This is a genomic window from Bradyrhizobium hipponense (genome assembly GCF_008123965.1).
GTDB lineage: Bacteria > Pseudomonadota > Alphaproteobacteria > Rhizobiales > Xanthobacteraceae > Bradyrhizobium > Bradyrhizobium hipponense.
In genome coordinates, this window is sequence record NZ_VSTH01000103.1 from 78,444 (window position 1) to 96,630 (window position 18,187).

Annotated in this window: 18 protein-coding genes; 4 read left to right on the forward strand and 14 right to left on the reverse strand. The window is 63.4% G+C overall.

From position 1 onward, the window contains the following. Positions 1 to 126: 126 nt before the first annotated feature. Complete coding sequence (gene purE / locus FXV83_RS28440) at positions 127 to 615, forward strand: 5-(carboxyamino)imidazole ribonucleotide mutase (RefSeq protein WP_148742899.1); 489 nt, start codon at positions 127 to 129, stop codon at positions 613 to 615. Then, positions 612 to 1,718 carry a 5-(carboxyamino)imidazole ribonucleotide synthase gene (locus FXV83_RS28445; RefSeq protein WP_148742900.1) on the forward strand — a complete coding sequence of 369 codons (1,107 nt, stop codon included), beginning with the start codon at positions 612 to 614 and terminating at the stop codon, positions 1,716 to 1,718. The genes purE and FXV83_RS28445 overlap by 4 nt, the downstream gene beginning before the upstream one ends. 37 nt (positions 1,719 to 1,755) lie before the next feature. Here FXV83_RS28445 and aqpZ read toward each other — a convergent pair whose 3' ends face one another. After that, a complete protein-coding gene (gene aqpZ, locus FXV83_RS28450; protein WP_148742901.1) occupies positions 1,756 to 2,478 on the reverse strand; it encodes an aquaporin Z in 723 nt (240 codons plus the stop codon). Between the two features lie 262 nt (positions 2,479 to 2,740). Here aqpZ and rpsU point away from each other — a divergent pair, with 262 nt between their 5' ends. Next, on the forward strand, positions 2,741 to 3,046 hold the full coding sequence (rpsU, locus tag FXV83_RS28455; RefSeq protein ID WP_148742902.1) for a 30S ribosomal protein S21: 306 nt from the start codon (positions 2,741 to 2,743) through the stop codon (positions 3,044 to 3,046). Between the two features lie 125 nt (positions 3,047 to 3,171). Next, positions 3,172 to 3,819 carry a tetratricopeptide repeat protein gene (locus FXV83_RS28460; protein WP_148742904.1) on the forward strand — a complete coding sequence of 216 codons (648 nt, stop codon included), beginning with the start codon at positions 3,172 to 3,174 and terminating at the stop codon, positions 3,817 to 3,819. 30 nt (positions 3,820 to 3,849) lie between these two features. Here the strand turns inward: FXV83_RS28460 and FXV83_RS28465 are convergent, their stop codons facing one another. The 13 genes from FXV83_RS28465 to FXV83_RS28525 all read right to left on the reverse strand — a co-directional run bounded on the left by FXV83_RS28465 (position 3,850) and on the right by FXV83_RS28525 (position 18,100). Then, positions 3,850 to 4,857, reverse strand: coding sequence for a hypothetical protein (locus tag FXV83_RS28465; protein ID WP_148742905.1), 1,008 nt, complete (start codon positions 4,855 to 4,857; stop codon positions 3,850 to 3,852). Positions 4,858 to 4,947: 90 nt separating this feature from the next. Further along, positions 4,948 to 5,232: a cupin domain-containing protein gene (locus tag FXV83_RS28470; protein ID WP_148742906.1), complete on the reverse strand. Its 285-nt coding sequence runs from the start codon at positions 5,230 to 5,232 to the stop codon at positions 4,948 to 4,950. A gap of 62 nt (positions 5,233 to 5,294) precedes the next feature. Then, positions 5,295 to 6,392 (reverse strand): calcium:cation antiporter, encoded by a 1,098-nt coding sequence (locus FXV83_RS28475; protein ID WP_148742908.1) that lies wholly within the window; start codon positions 6,390 to 6,392, stop codon positions 5,295 to 5,297. Between the two features lie 50 nt (positions 6,393 to 6,442). Beyond that, entirely contained in the window at positions 6,443 to 7,777 is a 1,335-nt protein-coding gene (locus FXV83_RS28480; RefSeq protein WP_187436228.1) for a sodium:proton antiporter, read from the reverse strand. A 97-nt stretch (positions 7,778 to 7,874) separates the two neighbouring features. Beyond that, positions 7,875 to 8,672, reverse strand: coding sequence for an alpha/beta hydrolase (locus FXV83_RS28485; protein WP_148742910.1), 798 nt, complete (start codon positions 8,670 to 8,672; stop codon positions 7,875 to 7,877). A gap of 212 nt (positions 8,673 to 8,884) precedes the next feature. Then, complete coding sequence (locus FXV83_RS28490) at positions 8,885 to 10,282, reverse strand: NAD(P)(+) transhydrogenase (Re/Si-specific) subunit beta (protein ID WP_148742911.1); 1,398 nt, start codon at positions 10,280 to 10,282, stop codon at positions 8,885 to 8,887. A gap of 43 nt (positions 10,283 to 10,325) precedes the next feature. Next, positions 10,326 to 10,643: a proton-translocating transhydrogenase family protein gene (locus tag FXV83_RS28495; RefSeq protein WP_007596278.1), complete on the reverse strand. Its 318-nt coding sequence runs from the start codon at positions 10,641 to 10,643 to the stop codon at positions 10,326 to 10,328. An 11-nt stretch (positions 10,644 to 10,654) separates the two neighbouring features. Continuing rightward, positions 10,655 to 11,782, reverse strand: a complete 1,128-nt coding sequence (locus tag FXV83_RS28500) for a Re/Si-specific NAD(P)(+) transhydrogenase subunit alpha (RefSeq protein WP_148742913.1) — start codon at positions 11,780 to 11,782, stop codon at positions 10,655 to 10,657. A 137-nt stretch (positions 11,783 to 11,919) separates the two neighbouring features. Continuing rightward, the gene (locus tag FXV83_RS28505) at positions 11,920 to 12,072 is read right to left on the reverse strand and encodes an aa3-type cytochrome c oxidase subunit IV (RefSeq protein ID WP_008136857.1); all 153 of its coding nucleotides are present in this window, start codon (positions 12,070 to 12,072) and stop codon (positions 11,920 to 11,922) included. Positions 12,073 to 12,166: 94 nt separating this feature from the next. Next, entirely contained in the window at positions 12,167 to 12,553 is a 387-nt protein-coding gene (locus tag FXV83_RS28510) for a type II toxin-antitoxin system death-on-curing family toxin (RefSeq protein ID WP_148742914.1), read from the reverse strand. Continuing rightward, positions 12,550 to 12,816 (reverse strand): AbrB/MazE/SpoVT family DNA-binding domain-containing protein, encoded by a 267-nt coding sequence (locus FXV83_RS28515; RefSeq protein WP_148742916.1) that lies wholly within the window; start codon positions 12,814 to 12,816, stop codon positions 12,550 to 12,552. Before FXV83_RS28515 ends, FXV83_RS28510 begins: the two co-directional genes overlap by 4 nt. 69 nt (positions 12,817 to 12,885) lie before the next feature. Then, a complete protein-coding gene (locus FXV83_RS28520) occupies positions 12,886 to 15,879 on the reverse strand; it encodes a patatin-like phospholipase domain-containing protein (protein WP_148742918.1) in 2,994 nt (997 codons plus the stop codon). 316 nt (positions 15,880 to 16,195) lie between these two features. Further along, positions 16,196 to 18,100 (reverse strand): M3 family oligoendopeptidase, encoded by a 1,905-nt coding sequence (locus tag FXV83_RS28525; protein WP_148742920.1) that lies wholly within the window; start codon positions 18,098 to 18,100, stop codon positions 16,196 to 16,198. Between the last annotated feature and the right edge of the window lie 87 nt (positions 18,101 to 18,187).

Consider the following 18,187-nt stretch of genomic DNA (forward strand, 5'->3'; position numbering starts at 1 on the left):
GAAGGCTTGCGGGGATTCACCAAGACAGGATAGTGCATTCCCTTCTCCTTGCCACCGCCTTGCGATCCGCCGGCCGGAACCGTTAATCTGGCCTATGTTTCTGTTTTCCTGAGCACAATTGACGTCATGACCGCGCCGATCGCCATTATCATGGGAAGCCAGTCGGACTGGGACACAATGCGGCATGCCGCCGACACGCTTGCAGCGCTCGGCATCGCCGCCGACTCCCGCGTCGTCTCGGCCCACCGGACCCCTGACCGGCTGTTCGCTTTCGCCAAGGGCGCCAAGGCGGCGGGTTACAAGGTCATCATTGCCGGCGCCGGCGGCGCCGCGCATCTGCCCGGCATGGCTGCAGCGCTGACGGAACTCCCCGTCTTCGGCGTTCCCATCGAATCCAGGACGCTCAAGGGCGTGGATTCGCTGTACTCGATCGTCCAGATGCCCGCCGGCATCCCGGTCGGCACCCTCGCCATCGGCAAGGCCGGCGCGATCAACGCGGCGCTGCTCGCCGCAAGCGTGCTGGCACTGTCCGACCCGGCCCTGTCCGATCGCCTTGCAGCCTGGCGCAAGGCGCAGACCGAGGCGGTTGCCGAACGCCCGGAGGACAGGGCGTGACGGACACCAGACCGGTGAAGCTGAAGCCCGGCGACACCATCGGAATCCTCGGCGGCGGACAGCTCGGCCGGATGCTGGCAATGTCGGCGGCGCGGCTCGGCCTGCGCTGCCAGGTGTTCTCGCCCGACCCGGATTCGCCGGCCTTCGACGTCGTGCTGAACGCAACCTGCGCCGAATATGCCGATGTCGAGGCGCTGGAGATGTTTGCCAACGACGTCGACATCATCACCTACGAATTCGAGAACGTGCCGGCGGCCGCCGCGATGGTGCTGGATGCGCGCCGCCCGGTTCTGCCCAACCGCAAGGTCCTCGAGACCACCCAGGACCGGCTCGCCGAGAAGGATTTCGTGACGCGGCTCGGCATCGGCACCGCTGCTTATGCCGACGTCACGTCCGTCGCTTCGTTACGCGAGGCAATCGTCCGGATCGGACTCCCGGCCGTGCTGAAGACCCGCCGCTTTGGCTACGATGGCAAAGGCCAGGCCATCATCCGCCAGGGCGACGACATCGCCAGGATCTGGACCAGCCTCGGTACCAAGCAGGCCATCCTGGAAGCCTTCGTGCCGTTCGAGCGCGAGATCTCCGTGATCGCCGCGCGCTCGGCCGCGGGCCAAGTCGAGTGTTTCGACGTCACCGAGAACGAGCATCGCGACCACATCCTGAAAGTATCGCGGGCGCCCGCGTCGATTCCGGATGCGTTGGCGGAGGAAGCCCGCAGCATCGCGGGTAAAATAGCAAACGCACTGGACTACGTCGGCGTGCTCGCCGTCGAGATGTTCGTTCTCGCCAATGGCACCGGACCGAAGGTGCTGGTCAACGAGATCGCCCCGCGCGTGCACAATTCCGGACACTGGACGCTCGACGGTGCATCCGTCTCCCAGTTCGAGCAGCACATCCGTGCCATTGCCGGCTGGCCGCTCGGCAAGCCCGTGCGCCATGGCGAGGTTGTCACCATGACCAATCTGATCGGCGACGAGATCAACGATTACGAGAGATGGCTGACCGCCCCGGGCGCGACCATCCACATCTACGGCAAGGGCGCGCCGCGCCCCGGCCGCAAGATGGGCCACGTCACGGAAGTCAAGCCGACAACAAGCAAGTAACGGGACCGCGGCGAGTGCCTGCGATCCCGCTCTCCGATCACGCCGTCTTCGCGCCCGCGACGACGCCGGTGGGCTCTTCGCTTAGCCAGCGATAGATCACGCCGCCCAGCGCGCCACCGATCAGCGGTGCGACCCAGAACAGCCAGAGCTGAGCCAGCGCCCAGCCGCCGACGAACACGGCCGGTCCCGTGCTGCGCGCCGGGTTTACCGACGTGTTGGTGACGGGAATGCTGACGAGATGGATCATCACCAGCGCGAGCCCGATCGCGAGTGGCGCAAAACCGGCGGGCGCGCGGCCATGGGTCGCGCCCATGATGATGAACAGGAACATCATGGTCATCACCACCTCGGTGATGAAGCACACGATCATGCTGTATTGACCGGGCGAATGCGCGTCGTAGCCGTTCGATGCGAAGCCCTTGGTGACGTCGAACTCGGGAGCCCCGCTTGCGATGACGTAGAGCAGCCACGCGGCCACGATCGCGCCAGCCACCTGCGCAATCACGTAGGGCAGGATCTGCCCAGTTGGAAAGCGTCCGCCAGCTGCAAGGCCGACCGTGACAGCCGGGTTGAGATGGCAGCCCGAGATATGGCCGATCGCATAGGCCATGGTAACGACGCTCAGGCCGAACGCGAGGGACACGCCGACCAGGCCGATGCCGACCTGCGGAAAGGCGGCCGCGATCACGGCGCTGCCGCAGCCTGCGAATGTGAGCCAGAAGGTACCGATGGACTCGGCGGCATATTTCTTCATGTCCATGTGACGTCTCCCCAAATTTCCAGATTTTCCGGATCAACCTCCGGAAAACGGCCCGCCTTTTGGCACCAAATCACCCAAAATGCGACCGCAAGGCGGAGTTTTCGCCCCATTTAATGGCATAACTTGGCCCGATAGACCGCTTCGCAGGTAGACATGTCAGGTTTTGTCTGATACATCCGCGCCCTCAAGGTTAAGGGCTTGCGCTTTGCCATCCCCTTAGACTTACCAGAATTCAAATCCGATCCACCAAAGAGGATGCCGCGTGCAGGTTCTCGTCCGCGATAACAATGTCGACCAAGCTCTCAAGGCGCTGAAGAAGAAGATGCAGCGCGAGGGCATTTTCCGCGAGATGAAGCTCCGCGGTCACTACGAAAAGCCCTCCGAGAAGAAGGCCCGCGAAAAGGCCGAAGCCGTGCGCCGCGCGCGCAAGCTCGCCCGCAAGAAGCTGCAGCGTGAAGGCCTGTTGCCGATGAAGCCGAAGCCGGTGTTCGGCGCGGGTCCCGGCGGCGATCGTGGTGCTGCTGGCGGCCGTAGTGGCCCGGGTGCCGGTCCGCGCGGACCCCGCTGATCTTGCCGAATTTACAAGGCTGAGTTTTCGATGACGCGGGCCCTGGGCCCGCGTTATTGTTTTGTAGAGGTGCCTTTTCTGGGACGGGGCACTACCGATGCGGCACCAGCGCGAGCCAACCGTAGATGGCCCTCCCTTTCCCTGAGCTCAGCCTGGCACGCGCATGCCGAACCTGGCAGCGACCGTTCACGCTGGCTCTGGTGTCAATCGCGCTCTGTGGCTGCTCCTTCGACCTGGGCTCTCTGATGCCCGAAAAGGAGAAGCCTCAGGAAGCGCCCAAGGCAGTGGCCACCGAAAGCGCCGTCAGTGCCGGCAGTGTCAACGAAGCGCAAAGCCGTACGGCCAAAGGCCAGGCCCTGGCGAGGTCCGGAGATGCAGTCGCGGCGCTCGACGAGTTCAATCGCGCTGTCGCGCTCGATCCCTACAACGCACAGGCTCTCTATGGCCGGGCCCTAATCTACCAGGGCAGCAACGAGCACGAGCTTGCGATCGCCGATTTCGGTGCGGCAAACGGGCTCAACCCCCAGAAGGCTGAGCCGCTGCTTGGCCGCGCCGTCAGCTATCTCGCCGTCGGCAAGGTCAAGGAGGCTGCGGCCGATCTTGACGAGGCTTCGGAGGCCGAGCCGCACAATGCCCAGGTCTGGACGACACGAGGACAGGTCTATGAGCGGCTGGGCGACAGGACCAAGGCGGCGGCGTCCTACACCAAGGCTGTCTCGCTTCGTCCGCGCGACGACGCCGCGCGCAGCGGCCTTGCCCGCGTCGGCGGCTGAGGGGCGATCGAGCGCAACGCAGGCGCCTTATTAATCCGGGGTGACGCTCTTTGGAATAACAGCGTGGAACATCGACTTGACGCCGGACAACATCTCGTCGGCGACATTGGTCTTGGGCCGCGGCATCGGGCCGCCTGCGTCCGCGCGCAGGTCGAGCGGCGGCGCAATCATCGGCACGGGAATGTCAGCCGGCGGCGTCAGGCGGTTGACATTGTCGTTATCGACCGAGGCCGTGTAGGGCGGGCTCGCCGGCGACGGTCCGTTGGCATAGGTCTCGGCTTGCGGTGTCGACACCGTGATCGGCGGCGGCAGCGGGCGCACCATCGACGGTGCAGCGGTCATGACGCGCGGGGCTTCCTGGACGCGGGGTCCCGCTTCCGGTGCGCGGCTAGCTTCCTGCGGCGCTAGCTCCGGCGACTTGTCGGCAGACTTGGTCTCAGGCGACTTGCTCTCAGAGGACTTGCTCTCAGGCGACTTGCGCAAACGCTCGATCGCGGCACGGACGAGATCGTTGGCGTCGGGGCTTGCGGCTGGCGAGGCTGCAACCGGCGCCGAACTGGCCTCGACCACCGGAGCGGCGGTCACGGGAGCGGCAACCGCCGGGGCGGACCTGGCGGCGGCCTTCTCACGCGCCGAAGGCCGGCCGCGCGGGCCGGCCGGCGCGGTCTCGGCCGGTGTTACGTCCGCAGTCTTGGGCTCGGCAGCCTTCGAGTCCTTGGAATCAGCAGCTTTGGAGTCCGCAGCCTTGGAGTCCGCAGCCTTGGTCTCGGCCGCCGGGTGATCGGCGGGCTTCTCGGCCGCCGGCTTGTCCGTCACGCTCTTCTCGGAGATGCCCTTGGCCTTGACACCCGGCGCCGGGAGGTTGGCGACATCAGAGGGCTTGCCATTCTTGCCGGCTTGGGCGGGCGCCACCACAGCCGCAGGCGCATCCGCCGCCGGCTTGGCATTGATGTAATGATTAACGATGTACGCCCCGATGATCGTCGCGAGCACCGAGGGGAAGATGTCCATCGAAATTTTAGCGATGTATTTCAGCATTCCGGCCACTCCCCGCGATCTGATGCGGGAACTTTGAGGCATAGTAAGGGATCAACTGCGACCGATCGATGGCAAAGAGTAACGCCGGACTTACGGCTTCAGCTCGATCTCAAGGAACACGATCTCGGTTGAGGTTTCGTTAAGCACATCATGTTGGACGCCGGCCTTGCGAAAATAGGATTTTCCGGCAGCAAGCTGCGCCTTGGAGCGTTCGCCGCCGGGCGCCACGATGGTCATTTCGGCGGCGACGACGGGAACGATCACGTAGTCCATCCCGTGGGTGTGATACCCGGTCGCGCTGCCCGGCCCCAGCCGCCACTCGGTGACCCGGACCTCCTCGTTGTCGATCTGAATCTCGGATTTGGCGGCAAGCATTGGAATTCTCCTGGGACGCCACCGATAGCCTAAAGGCGATGACGATTCGATCTCATTGCGCTCTAGGGGACGAAGACCATGAACACGTAGACGGCAAATACCACCAAATGCACCAGCCCGAACAGGACGTTGGTTCTGCCCGTGCCGAAGGTCAGCATGCTCAGAAAGAAGGTCAGCGCCAGCAGGACAATCCCCTGCTCGTTGAGTCCAAGCTCGAGCTCCTTGTCGAACGCGTAGGTGGCAACGCCGACGGCCGGGATGGTCAGCCCGATGGTGGCCAGGGACGACCCGAGCGCAAGGTTGATGCTCTTCTGCAGATCGTTCTTGCGGGCCGCCGAGACGGCTGCAACACCTTCCGGCAGCAGGATCAGAACTGCAACGAGCAGGCCGGCAAAGGCCGGCGGCGCACCGATCTTGGCGCCGACCGCATCGACAACCAGCGAGAATTTCTTCGCGAGCAGCACCACCGCCAGCAGCGAGACAAGCAGCAAAGCAACGCTCAGCCAAAATATCCGGCCCGAGAGATGGGCGCCCGCACCCTCGCCGTCTGTCCGCTCGTGGACGAAATAGTCCTTGTGCAGAACGGTCTGGGTATAGAGGAACACCCCGTAGAGCGCGAGCGTAACAACGTCGACAAAGCCGAGCTGGACCGCCGAATAGGCCGGGCCCGGCGTGGTGGTCGTGTAGTTCGGCATGATCAGCGTGATGGTCGCGAGCGCGAACAGGACGCTCAGATAGACGTTGGCGCCGGAGAGCTGAAAGCCCTGCTCGCGATAGCGCAGACCGCCGATGAAGATGCAGAGCCCGACGAGGCCGTTGCAGACGATCATGACCACGGCGAACACGGTGTCGCGCGCCAGTTGCGGGGCGGGCTTGGCTCCCAGCATGATCGTGGTGATCAGCGCTACCTCGATGATGGTAACCGAGAGCGTCAGCACCAGCGTTCCATAGGGCTCGCCGACCCGTTCGGCGATCACCTCGGCATGATGGACAGCGGCGAACACCGTGCCGAACAGGATGACGAGCAGGACGGTCGCGAAGACAAGTCCGCCCAGCGAGAGCGTGAATGCATAGTCCGTCGCGCCGACGGCCATGAACAGCAGCACGGCCAGCGCCGGAAAGATCCAGGCTGATCGTGGCATCGGGCTATGCACGCTCATCCACCGGCTCCAATTGTTCGATAGGAGCAGTAGCAAATTGGCAGGCAGATTCAATGCCAGCGCAGGATCGGCGCGACAGGCAGCAGGGTCAGCAGCAAAAACAGCGGGATCAGCACGGCGCCGGCGCGCAGGAGATAACCGAAGAAGCTCGGCATCTCGATGCCGCTCTCGCTTGCGATGCTGCTCACCATGAAATTCGGCGCGTTGCCGATATAAGTGAGTGCCCCCATGTAGACGGCCCCCATCGAGATCGAAGCAAGCGTGCCCGAGAGCTCGCCCATCAGCACCTGCGGGTCGCCGCCGGCGAGTTCGAAGAACAGCAGGTAGGTCGGCGCGTTGTCGAGGAAGGCCGACATCAGGCCGGTGAACCAGAAATACGCGACCTCGCGCGGCGCCCCGTCTGGCGCCGTCACCGCCGACAGCAGCCAGGCGAAGGCGCCGTGGTGGCCCGCGTCGAGCATGGCCAGCACCGGGATGATGGCGACAAAGATGGCGGCGAACAGCTTTGCGACCTCGCGGATCGGCTCCCAGGTGAAGCCGTTGGCCTGTCTGTGCTCGTCCGGCGTTAGCCAGACCGACAGGGCGGCAATTGCCAGCAGCAGCACATTGCGGGCCAGGCTTTCCAGCTCCAGCTTCGTTCCGAGGATGTCGAAGGCGATGCCGGGCTTCCACATCGCCGAGGCGAGCAGGCTGGCGACGATCGCCGCGATCAGCGGCAGATTGATCAGCCCGCGGATCCGGAGCGGCTCCGCCGGCCCTACGCCGGCGAACAACGGCTCCCTGCGGAAGCGCCAGACGTCGACGACAACAAAGATGGCGAGCAATAGTCCGGCAACGATCGCCGTCTGGAACCAGATGGTCCGCGTTGTCCAGAAGAAGTCGACGCCATGCAGGAAGCCGACGAACAGCGGCGGATCGCCGAGCGGACTCAGCGCGCCGCCGACATTGGCGACCAGGATGATGAAAAAGACGACGATGTGGGCGTTATAGCGCCGCGCCCGATTGGCGCGGATCAGCGGACGGATCAAGATCATCGCGGCCCCCGTCGTGCCGACGACGCTCGCCATCAGTGTACCGAGCGCGAGGATGCCCGTATTGGCCGCCGGCGTACCCTTGATGTCGCCGCTGATGAGAATGCCGCCCGCCACGACATAGAGCGAGAACAGCAGCACGATGAAGCCGAGATATTCGGCGAGCATGGCGTGGAGGAACGCGGCAAGCGTCACCATGCCGCCGACGAACCAGACGAGCGAGCCGAGCGCCAGCAGTGACCAGGCCGCGGCGATCTTGCCGTAATGGTGGTGCCAGAACTTTGGAAACAGCAGCGGCCCCAGTGCGATCGACAGCAAGAGGCCGCCAAAGGGCAGCGCATAGGGCCAGCGCATCGTCGCACCGTCGAGCCCGGTTGCGGCCCATGCGTGCTGCGGCAACAGCGCGATGCCCAAGGTGATGAGCGCGCCCACACACCTCGTCACGGACGGTCTAGGATGCAATGAAATGCCTCGCCGTTTCGATCGCGCCAAAAGAATCGAGATTGTCGTGTCCACCGCCCGCAAAGCGGACGAACTGCTTCGGTTCATGCGCGAGCGCGAACAAACGCTCTCCGAACACGATCGAAATGACAAGGTCATCGGTGCCGTGCATCACGAGCAGCGGCACCGTGACGCGGGCAACGCGCTCGTCGGAACGGAACGGGTCGCGCATGAGAAGGCGGACCGGAACGAACCGGTAGAGCGAGGCGGCAACATCGACGGCCGACGTGTAAGGAGCCTCAAGGATCAATTTGCCCACCGGATGCTCGGAAGCGGCAGCGACCGCAACGCCGCTCCCGAGCGAAAAGCCCCAGACGTTGATCCGTTCCGGCGCGTAACGCGCGCTCGTGAAGGCGTAGGCGGCCGCAGCATCGAGCAACAGCCCCTGCTCGCTCGGCGCGCCGCTCGAGCCGGCATAGCCGCGATAGGACAGCGCGACGAGGCCGGTGCCATCGGCCGTGATGGCCTTGAAACGGCCGACCAGGCCGGCCAGAGAGTCGCCGTTGCCGTGGAAATAGAGGACGACGGACCGGCCGGGCTTTGCCGGCGCGTGCCAAACGATGACCTTCTCACCGTCCGACGAGGTCAGGACATGCTCCTCGGCTTCCGGAAAGCCCGCCGCTGCCGGCGTCGTACGCGCGGCGGTCGGGATCGGAAACAGCATCTCGCGCTGCCTGACATACAGCACGGTGAGACCGGCGAGATAGCCGGTCACGAGCAGGAGAACGATCCATTTCACGAATATCATGACTGCGTCGCCCGCTCCCGACTTAGGGCTTGCGACGGCTCCGCAGCAATTTCATGACATCGAACCGGATACTCAAGAGGATCTCGCGGCAGCCACACACCGCCTCGTGGGCAGCGTGCCATGCGACGCGCTGCTCCCGCGTCGCCTTCGGCGGCATGCGATGGGACCGGTGCCACTCCTCGTTCAGGGCCACGGTCCGCCTGCCTCGGCTGCTACATCGCCTTGACGATGTTCTCGGTCACCTTCTTGGCATCGCCGAGCAGCATCATGGTGTTGTCGCGATAGAACAGCGGATTGTCGATGCCGGCGTAGCCCGAGGCGAGCGAGCGCTTGATGAACATCACGGTGCCGGCCTTCCAGACCTGGAGCACCGGCATGCCGTAGATCGGCGAGGTCTTGTCCTCTTCGGCGGCCGGATTGGTGACGTCGTTGGCGCCGATCACGAAGGCGATGTCGGCCTGCGCGAATTCGGAGTTGATGTCCTCAAGCTCGAATACCTCGTCATAGGGCACGTTGGCTTCCGCCAGCAGCACGTTCATGTGGCCGGGCATGCGGCCCGCGACCGGGTGGATCGCGTACTTCACCTCGACCCCTTCCTTCTTCAGGACGTCGCCCATTTCGCGCAGCGCATGCTGGGCCTGCGCCACCGCCATGCCGTAGCCGGGCACGATGATGACCTTGGAGGCGTTCTTCATGATGAAGGCGGCATCGTCCGCCGAACCGAGCTTGGCCGGCTTCTGCTCACCGGTCGCGCCGCCGGCCGCGGCGGTTTCGCCGCCAAAGCCGCCGAGGATGACCGAGATGAAGGAGCGGTTCATCGCGTGGCACATGATGTAGGACAGGATCGCGCCCGACGATCCGACTAGCGCGCCGGTGATGATCAGTGCGGAGTTGCCGAGCGTGAAGCCGATGCCGGCGGCCGCCCAGCCCGAATAGGAGTTCAGCATCGAGATCACGACCGGCATGTCGGCGCCGCCGATCGGGATGATCATGAGCACGCCGAGCGCCAGCGCGAGGATGACGATCAGCCAGAAGTCGAGCGCGCTGCCGGACAGCACCAGGCCGACGATGAAGAACACCAGCGCCAGCGCCAGCACAATGTTGATGGCATGGCGGAACGGCAGGATGATCGGCGCGCCGCTCATGCGAGCGGACAGCTTCAGGAACGCGATCACCGAGCCGGTGAACGTCAGCGCGCCGATGGCGACGCCGAGCGACATTTCCACCAGGCTCTGCGGATGGATGTTGCCGGGCGTGCCGATATCGAAGGCCTCAGGCGCGTAGAACGCGCCGGCGGCGACCAGGACTGCGGCCATACCGACCAGCGAGTGGAAGGCCGCGACCAGTTCCGGCATCGAGGTCATCGGCACCCGGCGCGCAATCACGGCGCCGACGCTGCCGCCGATGGCGATGCCGAGGATGACCAGCAGCCAGGCAAGGCCGTCTGCCGGCGGATGGCTGGCCAGCGTGGTCGCGACCGCGATTCCCATGCCGATCATACCGAAGAAATTGCCCTGCCGGGATGAGGCGGGGCTCGACAGCCCGCGCAGTGACAGGATGAACAGCACACCCGCCACGAGATACAGAACTGCAGCCAGATTGGCGTTCATCTCAGGTCCCCCATTGTCTTCGTCACCCCGAGGTGCACGCCGCTCACTTCACTTTCTTCTTGTACATCGCCAGCATGCGCTGGGTGACAAGGAAGCCGCCGAAAATGTTCACACAGGCGAAGATCAGCGCGATGAAGCCGAAGCCGCGCGCCCAGCCCGAGCCGCTCGAGATCATGCCGACGCCGACCGCGAGCAGCGCGCCGACCACGATCACCGACGAGATCGCGTTGGTCACGCTCATCAGCGGCGTATGCAACGCTGGCGTCACCGACCACACCACGAAATAGCCGACGAAAACGGCGAGAACGAAAATCGACAGCCGGAAGACGAAGGGGTCGACGACCTGTGCAATGTGCTCCATGGCGGCTCTCCTTACGCTTTCGGCTGGAAGTTCGGGTGGATGACGGCGCCGTCCCTGGTCAGCGCCGTCGCTTTGACGAGTTCATCGTCCCAATTGACGGCCAGCGCCTTGCCGGCCTTGTCGACCATGGTCTCGATGAAATTGAACAGGTTGCGCGCGTAGAGACTGGAAGCCGACGCCGCGACGCGGCCGGCAACATTGGTGTAGCCGACGATCTTGATGCCATCGAGCTCGGCGACCTCGCCCGGCTTTGCGCCCTCGACGTTTCCGCCGCGCTCGACGGCGAGATCGACCAGCACCGATCCGGGCTTCATCGATTTCACCATCTCGGCCGAGACGAGCTTCGGCGCCGGGCGGCCCGGGATCAGCGCGGTCGTGATCACGATGTCCTGCTTCTTGATGTGCTCGGCGGTGAGCGCGGCCTGCTTGGCCTGGTACTCCTTGGACATTTCCTTGGCGTAGCCGCCGGCGGTCTGCGCGTTCTTGAACTCTTCGTCCTCGACGGCGAGGAATTTTGCGCCGAGGCTCTCCACCTGCTCTTTCGTGGCAGGCCGCACGTCGGTCGCAGTGACGACGGCGCCGAGGCGCCGGGCGGTCGCGATCGCTTGCAGGCCGGCGACGCCGACGCCCATCACGAACACCTTGGCGGCTGGAATGGTACCGGCCGCCGTCATCATCATCGGGAAGGCACGGCCGAAGGCTTCGGCGCCCTCGATCACGGCGCGGTAGCCGGCGAGGTTCGCCTGCGAGGACAGCACGTCCATCACCTGCGCGCGCGTGATGCGCGGCATCAATTCCATCGCGAAAGCCGAGATGCCGGCGTCGGCCATCGTCTTCAGCGCGGCCTCGTTGCCATAGGGATCCATGATGGCGATGACGAGCGCGCCGCGCTTGTACTGCGCGAGCTCGGAGGCCTCGGGCCGCTTCACCTTGATGATGACGTCGGCATCCTTCAGCGCATCCGCGCTGACGGTGGCGCCCGCCGCGGTGAATTCGGAATCCGGCAGGCCCGACTTCAGGCCGGCACCCGGCTCGACCACGATCTCGGCGCCCAACGCCTTAAACTTCTTCACCGTATCAGGCGAAGCGGCGACCCGCGGCTCCGACGGATCGATTTCCTTGGCAACGGCGATCTTCATAGGCCCTCCGGCGACGCGGGAAAAAACGCGCACGCGAACTTAGCGTTACTCCCGCAACGTTGGATACCGGTTTTAGAACCGGCTTGTGTGCAAATTTTCTGGGCACCGCCGGCATTGGCGGTGCGGCCGGCGATGGATCAGGTCAGGAAGATCGCCATCAGGATCACGATGAGCGCGACCGAGGCCGTGCCGTACTTCACCAGCTTGATGAAGCCCTCATAGGTCTGCTCGTGGGCAACGTAGTCATTGCCGTCGGCGGTGGTGTACGCCACTTCGCTATGGTCAGCCATGGATGTCCCCAGTCGAAAGTCAATTCCCGCTGGCAATACCGCAAACCTTCGGGCAGGGCAACGGCACCAATGAGCGGTTTTCCCGCAAATCAGGTCATTTGGAATTCCAATTGTCGCGGATCCAGAGCGCGAGGCTCTGCTCGCTGACTTCGCCGGCAGCAAGGGAGAGGATGATCGCTGCCGCTTCTGCCTCGGGCACGACGAAATCGACACCGTTTACGCCGAGAAAAGTGTACAGCGCGAGAAGTGACGTGCGTTTGTTGCCGTCGACGAACGGATGGTTATGCGCAATCCCAAAAGCATAGGCCGCCGCCAATTCCACGAGATCGGCATTTTCGTACGACCACTTGTTTTTTGGTCGATCGAGCGCGGAGTCGAGCATGCCATCATCGCGCAAGCCACTTGCACCGCCGTGGATCGCAAGCTGTTCGTCGTGGATTGCTATGATCATTCGACGCGTCAGCCAGAACGGCTCGCTCATTTGGCGAGTTCGGCAAGGGCATTGTGATAACGCTTCATGCCTCGCCGCGCGACTTCCATCGCTTTCTCGAAATCAGGGTCGCGGGGCGTCAGCAAGAACCCGCCGTCCGATTGCTCTATCGGAAACAGCTTGTCGCCCTCTTTGAGATTCAGACGCGCAGCCAACTCCTTCGGCAAAATGACGCCGATGGAATTGCCGATCTTGCGAACTTGAAGAACAGTGGATTCATTTTTCAGGTCTTTGGAGGATGCATTCTCGTTCATGGCCACACCTCGTTATACATATGTATAACACACCTCGTCAGGCCGTTCAACAAATGTTTTACCGCCAGCCTACCCCTGATCCAGCCCGGCGATCGTCCCCGCCATCATTATGGGCCGCTCGACGACCGGCCAGCCCAGGGAACGGCGAACCTCGTCGATCGCCCTCTCGCCCGCCTCGGTGAACCGCGCCGTGCGCGGGGCGGTGCCGGGACCGACTGCGACGGGATGGTCGCCGGCGAGGAAGCCATGGGTCATGTGGAAACCAAGCGCACGATAGACTTCGAACTGCTCTTCGGAGAAGAACTGATCGCCGGTGGTCTCGTGCGGAAAGCGATCATTCCGCCGCGCGTAGTCCCGGATGTAGTCGTTCTCATCACAGGTGAGCGAGGATTTGACATAGACGAGGTAGCCCTTCTCCTCTCCCCCGTAATCAATGCTGCCGATTGCGACGTGAACGTGGTCTTGCGGAGCGTCGCCGTCCACATCGGGAGGAGACGACGGATCGCCGGCCTTGTCGGCATTGCGTGCCATCAGCGCGCGAGTGCGTTCGCGAATCGGCGTCCATGGCAAGTCGATCCGGACGCCGAGATCAATGCGGGCGTAGCGCTGCAACGTCATCAGCGAACCGAAATTCATCGGCGCATCGGCTTCCGCATCCACCGCAATGATCACCTTGCAGCGGCGGCGCAACAGCTCGTAGACGCCAAGATTTTCGATGTGGCCGCCGTCCGTCAGGTAGACACTGTCGCTATTCTCGTACAGCCGCCCCGAGATTTCGGACCAGAAATAAAGCGGTGTGGAGCGGCGCTGCGGCCGCACGCGCGCGTCGACGTAACGCGGGTTCTTCAGCCAGTAGCCCAGCCGTACGTTGAGAAGCGCGAGCGTGGGTGTCAGCGCCTTGATCGAGTTCGAGCCCATGTTCGAGGAAGCCGCCGCGCCGGAAATCGCCATTGCGGTCGCAAGGTCGAGACTTTGCTCATCGTCCTGCAGCAAGCCGGTGGATGCATAGCCCGTTGCCTCGCTACCGACGTTCAGGGCGGAGAACATGAAGAAGTCCGCGTTGCGGCCACGCCGGTTGGCAAAGTCCGAGCCTTGAATATTCAGCGCCGTATTGATGAGTTGATACGGCCCGCGCAACGTCGGCGTTGCCGGCTGCCCCGGAATACGGGCGGTCTCGGTCGGAGCGGCGTAGAGATCGGTCAGCTTCATGCGATCGAGCGTCCTGAAATCACGCCCCTGATCGAGGCTGGCTTCGGCCCGGGCGATGCCGCCGTCGGCCGAACGAGTCGGATCGAACAGGAAAGCCTTGCTCAGCCGATCGCGATAGAGCCGATGCAGCGAGTTCGCATTCGGCGTCAGGCAGAACGAGATGGCGAACAACAGGAGCCCGGCAAACGTGTAGAGGATCACCATCGGAAGACTGAACGAGTAGCTGAGTTCCGAGGCCGAGCCCTGGAACAGACTGGGAATGCGGGCCTGAACCAGATGCCCCGCCTTCTGGGCCAGGAATTCGAGCCATGCCGGGGCATGCCAAGTGGGTGTCAACCGCTCGGTATCGGCCACGACCGGCGGCGCGGCCTGCGGCGAAATCTCGGCTGACAGGGTACCCTTGCTGGCATCGAACTGGATCTTGCCTGCCAAACTCCCGGCCGACGTATTCGATTTGGCGTTGACCAGGCACTCTCTTTGGGAGGTAGCCCCCAGAGCCGACGGGCACCTCTCGAACAAGTCGTTGGCGATGCCCCAATACGACAAATAGAGGTATGCGACCCAGATGATGAGCGGAAGTGCGAGGCCTGCAATCCAAAGCGCCACCTTGGCGACGACCGCGAGCACCAGCGATCCCCATTGCGAAGATACGCTGTTGCCCTTCAACAGTTCAACGAACTGCTGCCTGAATGCGGTGACGACGATGCCGATCGGCGCAGCGGCTGCCGCGAGCGACTTGATCCAGGTGATTGCAACAGCGGCAGCCGGTCCACCGATTGCGCTGCTCTCGGCAACATCAAACATCTGCTCCAGCATGAACGGCTGAAATTCGAAGAAGGCGATCGCCGCCAGCAGCACCAGAAAGGTCGCGCCCATGCTCGGCCAATGCGAGCGAAATTCTTGCCGCTTTCCCGGGCTCGCGAACGACTGCTTGAGTGCCCATCCGAAGAACAGGACGACCCCGATGACAGCGATGGCCAAGGTCAGCGCAAAGTGCTGGACCTTGAGGAACCGTGCAAAGTCGCAGGCGACGCCGAGCAGCAAGGCTATACCGGCAAGGTAGGCGCACACGATGCTGGGGCCGTTGCCGCGAACGGAACGGGAGCTCAAATAGGTCAGCCCACTGCAGAGAAGCAGCACCAGCGCCGCGGCCGCGCCAAAGGCGCTGAAGCCGTAGCGATCGATGCTGCCAAAATCATGCAATTCGCACAATTTGCGATCGTTGAGGCCGATACCAAAGACGTTCGCGACCGTCAGGCAACTGCGCAACGGCGTCGACCATATGGTGACGGCGGCAAGCAGCAGCACGATGGGCAACGTCAGCCCGATATTGGCCACCAAGCCGCGCACGACAATCGCAAATCCGGTCAGAAGATCGCGTGCGCCGGCGGGGATCAGATAGTTGGAATAGTTGCGGAGATGTCCGACCGAAGGCGTGTCGCTGATTTCGGCAGCGGTTACGGTACCTGCGACCGGCCTTTCACCGAATACAAACCGCCCTGCCGCCGTCATGGTCGCGCTGAGCGAAGTGCCGATATAGCCGCCACCCGACACCGTGGAGAGATAGTCGATCCGCCCGATCAGGCTGTGGTGATTCAAGGCTTGTAGCACGCCGAGGCAAAGGGCCGACGAGCGGATGCCGCCGCCGGACAACGCGAGCCCGACGACGTCGAGCAACTGGCAAGGCTCCAGGGCAGCGGAATCGAGGCGCCGTTCCGGCTCACGCCGCGTGTTGATTGCCGCGATCTCGTCGCGGACGATTTGATGGTGCTTCTCGCACCAGGGCGTCTCCTCATCGACCGCTGCAGTATTTCGCGCTTCGGGAACTGGCGCGGCGGGCCCTTGATCGCGCATGGGCATCTCCCCAGGCAAAAATCGACCGATCCACAATCAACAGTTGAATATTATATCCGCAGTCTATCAAGGTTAGTCTTGCGGGCCGCGGGGACGTTCAATCCCACGTAGCAAATATCAAGACGATCGCGAGGACCGCCAGGGAGAGCGGAGTCGCGGATTGGAACTCACAGCGCTACAAATATTTGCAACGCCCCCGTTCGGCATGAATGCGCCAAGACGCAGCTTGCGCCTCTATCTGGCGTAGCTCCGCTGAGCAGCCGGTGTCGCAGACATCAGGTTGCAGCCACGCGCTCCGGGGAACGCGCGACGTCCCTCAGCCCATGGCCTCGAGCTCGTCGATCATGCCGGCGATGACCGAAAGACCACCATCCCAGAATTTTGGATCCTTGGCGTCCAGGCCGAACGGACGCAGCAGCTCGGAATAATGCTTGGTGCCGCCGGCTGCGAGCATGCCGAGATAGCGTTCGGCAAAGCCTTCGGCCGCGTTCTCGTAGACGGCATAGAGCGAGTTCACGAGACAATCGCCGAAGGCATAGGCGTAGACGTAGAACGGCGAATGGATGAAGTGCGGGATGTACATCCAGTAGTTCTCGTAGCCCGCCTTGATCTCGATCGCCGGCCCCAGGCTCTCGCCTTGCACCGAGAGCCAGATCTCGCCGAGCCGCGTCGCAGTGAGCTCGCCGTGCTTGCGCTCGGTGTGGACCGCGCGCTCGAATGAATAGAACGCGATCTGCCGCACCACGGTGTTGATCATGTCCTCGACCTTGCCGGCGAGCAGCGCCTGGCGCTGTTTTGCATTTTTGGTCTGCGCCAGCAGCCGTTTGAACGTGAGCATCTCGCCGAATACGCTCGCGGTCTCCGCCAGCGTCAGCGGCGTCGGCGCCATCAGCGCACCGTTTTTCGCCGCCAGCACCTGGTGCACGCCGTGGCCGAGTTCGTGGGCGAGCGTCATCACATCGCGCGGCTTGCCCTGGTAGTTCATCAGCACATAGGGGTGCGCCGACGGCGTGGTCGGATGCGAGAAGGCGCCCGGCGCCTTGCCCGGACGCACCGGCGCATCGATCCAGCGGTCGGTGAAGAAGCGCTCGGCGATGTCGGCCATGTCGGGCGAGAAGCCGCGATAGGCCGATAGCACCATGTTGCGCGCCTCGGGCCAGGCGATGATGTCGGTCGCGGCAAAGGGCAGCGGCGCATTGCGGTCCCAATGCGCGAGCCGCTTCTTCTTGAACCAGCGCGCCTTAAGCGCGTAGTAGCGATGCGACAGCTTTGGGTAGGCCGCGCGCACGGAGGCGACCAGCGCATCCACGACCTCGCGCTCGACGCGGTTGTTCAGATGCCGGGAATCCGCGACGTCCTTGAAGCCGCGCCAGCGGTCGGAAATGTCCTTGTCCTTGGCGAGCGTGTTGGTGATCAGCGCGAAGGTGCGCTCATTGGCCTTGAAGGTTTTTCCCAGCGCTTGCGCCGCGCTCCTGCGCTTGGCGCCGTCGCGGTCCTGCAGCAAATTCAGAGTCGGCTCGATCGCCAGCTCCTTTGCGCCGATCTTGAAGCGCAGACCCGAGATGGTCTGGTCGAACAGCCTGTTCCAAGCGGAATAGGCGGTCTGCGACTTCTCCAGAAAAAGCTGCTCGAGCTCGTCGTCGAGCTGGTACGGCTTCTCCTTGCGCAAATCCTCGATCCAGGGACGGTAATGTGCCAGCTCCGGCGCCTGCATCGCGCCGGTCAAAATATCGTCATCGATGCGATTGAGTTCGAGCGCGAAGAACAGAAGATGGGTGGACGCAGCCGTCAGCCGCTCGGAGACATCGCCGTAAAACTTTGAAATCTTGGCATCAACGCTGTCGCCGGCGTGAACCAGACCCGCATAGGAGCCGAGGCGGCCGGCGAGATCGTCGATCGCCTCATAGCGTCGCACGGCCTGAGCGAGCCATTTTCCGCCATCTTCGTTTGCTGTTCCTGTCGCGAGCTTGCCCTTGTAGTCCGTCTCGAACGCGACGCAATCGGCGTCCATCCTTTCGAGATCGCGCGCCACTTCCGGAGCATCGATCCCGGAATAGAGATCGGCGAGGTTCCACTCCGGAAGCTTGGCGGTCTTGTTTGCAGGCCTTGAGGATTTTGCCTTGGGAGGGGATTTGCCAGCGGAGTTCTTGGTGATCGGCTTGCCGAGGGCGGGCTTGGTACGAGCGGATTTATTACGAGCGGATTTGGAGCGCGAATTCATTGTGTGGGAAACCTGTGTTCAACAATCGCGGCGGCGGGCGGGGCCATCAAGGTTTAAGAGTGCGTTAATCGGCTTCGGCCAGAGTGC

Bases quoted from the DNA above. Each gene is read 5' to 3' on its own strand.
- purE (WP_148742899.1), top strand. From the start codon at position 127: ATGACCGCGCCGATCGCCATTATCATGGGAAGCCAGTCGGACTGGGAC.
- aqpZ (WP_148742901.1), bottom strand. From the start codon at position 2,478: ATGGACATGAAGAAATATGCCGCCGAGTCCATCGGTACCTTCTGGCTC.
- FXV83_RS28460 (WP_148742904.1), top strand. From the start codon at position 3,172: ATGGCCCTCCCTTTCCCTGAGCTCAGCCTGGCACGCGCATGCCGAACC.
- FXV83_RS28465 (WP_148742905.1), bottom strand. From the start codon at position 4,857: ATGCTGAAATACATCGCTAAAATTTCGATGGACATCTTCCCCTCGGTG.
- FXV83_RS28470 (WP_148742906.1), bottom strand. From the start codon at position 5,232: ATGCTTGCCGCCAAATCCGAGATTCAGATCGACAACGAGGAGGTCCGG.
- FXV83_RS28475 (WP_148742908.1), bottom strand. From the start codon at position 6,392: ATGAGCGTGCATAGCCCGATGCCACGATCAGCCTGGATCTTTCCGGCG.
- FXV83_RS28480 (WP_187436228.1), bottom strand. From the start codon at position 7,777: ATGCGCTGGCCCTATGCGCTGCCCTTTGGCGGCCTCTTGCTGTCGATC.
- FXV83_RS28485 (WP_148742910.1), bottom strand. From the start codon at position 8,672: ATGATATTCGTGAAATGGATCGTTCTCCTGCTCGTGACCGGCTATCTC.
- FXV83_RS28490 (WP_148742911.1), bottom strand. From the start codon at position 10,282: ATGAACGCCAATCTGGCTGCAGTTCTGTATCTCGTGGCGGGTGTGCTG.
- FXV83_RS28495 (WP_007596278.1), bottom strand. From the start codon at position 10,643: ATGGAGCACATTGCACAGGTCGTCGACCCCTTCGTCTTCCGGCTGTCG.
- FXV83_RS28500 (WP_148742913.1), bottom strand. From the start codon at position 11,782: ATGAAGATCGCCGTTGCCAAGGAAATCGATCCGTCGGAGCCGCGGGTC.
- FXV83_RS28505 (WP_008136857.1), bottom strand. From the start codon at position 12,072: ATGGCTGACCATAGCGAAGTGGCGTACACCACCGCCGACGGCAATGAC.
- FXV83_RS28510 (WP_148742914.1), bottom strand. From the start codon at position 12,553: ATGAGCGAGCCGTTCTGGCTGACGCGTCGAATGATCATAGCAATCCAC.
- FXV83_RS28515 (WP_148742916.1), bottom strand. From the start codon at position 12,816: ATGAACGAGAATGCATCCTCCAAAGACCTGAAAAATGAATCCACTGTT.
- FXV83_RS28520 (WP_148742918.1), bottom strand. From the start codon at position 15,879: ATGCGCGATCAAGGGCCCGCCGCGCCAGTTCCCGAAGCGCGAAATACT.
- FXV83_RS28525 (WP_148742920.1), bottom strand. From the start codon at position 18,100: ATGAATTCGCGCTCCAAATCCGCTCGTAATAAATCCGCTCGTACCAAG.